Here is a 1,148-nt window from a genome sequence, read left to right on the forward strand (position 1 = left end):
CGCCTCACCCTCGTCCCCGACACCGGAGATGAGGTGACCGACCAGCCCGTCCTCGAACTCAGCGCCTAACCGAAACCAACAGCAGAAGGATCACCGACCGCTACACCACTCGCCGGGGCTTGACCTCGACCGGCGTGTGCTCTCCCGCGAGCGTGTCCAGAAGCACCTGAAGGTCCCACGACACGAGATGGCCAAATCGTGCCGAGTAGATCCCCACTCGATCGATCGCGTAGCTATCTGAGCGATCGAAAAGCGCGTAGGCCACGATCTGGTATAGGTCGAGCAGATCCAACCGGTCCGAGCGAGAACCAGTCCGAGCGTTCTTCGTTCCTATTGAAGTCTTGAAGTCGAGAAGCAATCCGCCCGCGATCACGTCGGCGTCGGCTTTACAGAGCGCCGAGCCATCGAACGTTGGCCCAAGCACATAGGGGCCATCAAGCCTCGGCAGGAGAGACGACCGCGCAACTTCGTCAAGCTCGGCAAGTTGCCGCAGGGCATCATCGGAAGCCAGGCCCAAAAGGCGCTGCGCACTGAAGGATCTCGCCTCGAGCAGTTCAACCAGGGGCGAGCCCGGCTGGAGTCCCGCACGGTACACCTCCGTGAGGAGAGCAAACGCCCATGAAGCTCGCTGCACGGTCACTCGGTCACCGAGTCCAGCTGCCATCTGCGCCGCGATAATAACTGCATCGATCTCGTCAACCAATCCGGGGGCAGACTCGAATGCATTGCGAGCCACCGTCGGGTCGTATTGAGACTTGATCCCGAATCGCATCGCGAAGTCGAAGGCCGCGCCAAGGGTGCCCGGGTTGGCACTTCCTCCGTCGACTCGAAGCTCAGGCTCCTCAGCTCGGTACTGCGCCTGCACGACTTTCGTGTTCGGGAAACGCGAATCGAACAACTGGCGCAACGGAGATGCCTTATCCCGTAGCGCTGCCGTCAAGTTCGTATAGCGATAGTTGTTCATAGCGATCTTTCTAGCAGCGTTGTCCGACATCGGGATCGATGGCATCGAATGATGAGGGCTAGGGCGTGTCTCCCATATGGCGTAGCCAGGTGAGGATTGCGCTGATGGTGACGGCCGCGCGGTAGGTGATCGCGAGCTTGTCGTAGCGGGTGGCGAGGCCCCGCCATTGCTTGGCGAGAGCGAA

General features: G+C 60.8%; 1 protein-coding gene and 1 pseudogene. Both read right to left on the reverse strand.

The genetic code is table 11. The features are described 5' to 3' along the window. Positions 1 to 100: 100 nt before the first annotated feature. Positions 101 to 964 carry a hypothetical protein gene (locus KZA10_RS15725; protein ID WP_218683352.1) on the reverse strand — a complete coding sequence of 288 codons (864 nt, stop codon included), beginning with the start codon at positions 962 to 964 and terminating at the stop codon, positions 101 to 103. A 58-nt stretch (positions 965 to 1,022) separates the two neighbouring features. Beyond that, a pseudogene (locus KZA10_RS15730) lies at positions 1,023 to 1,148 on the reverse strand (IS5/IS1182 family transposase); the annotation flags it as partial.

The sequence above is a fragment of the Microbacterium sp. BF1 genome (genome assembly GCF_019279095.1).
GTDB classification, from domain to species: domain Bacteria; phylum Actinomycetota; class Actinomycetes; order Actinomycetales; family Microbacteriaceae; genus Microbacterium; species Microbacterium maritypicum.

Coding starts and splice junctions, on each gene's coding strand:
- KZA10_RS15725 (WP_218683352.1), bottom strand. CDS start 964: ATGAACAACTATCGCTATACGAACTTGACGGCAGCGCTACGGGATAAG.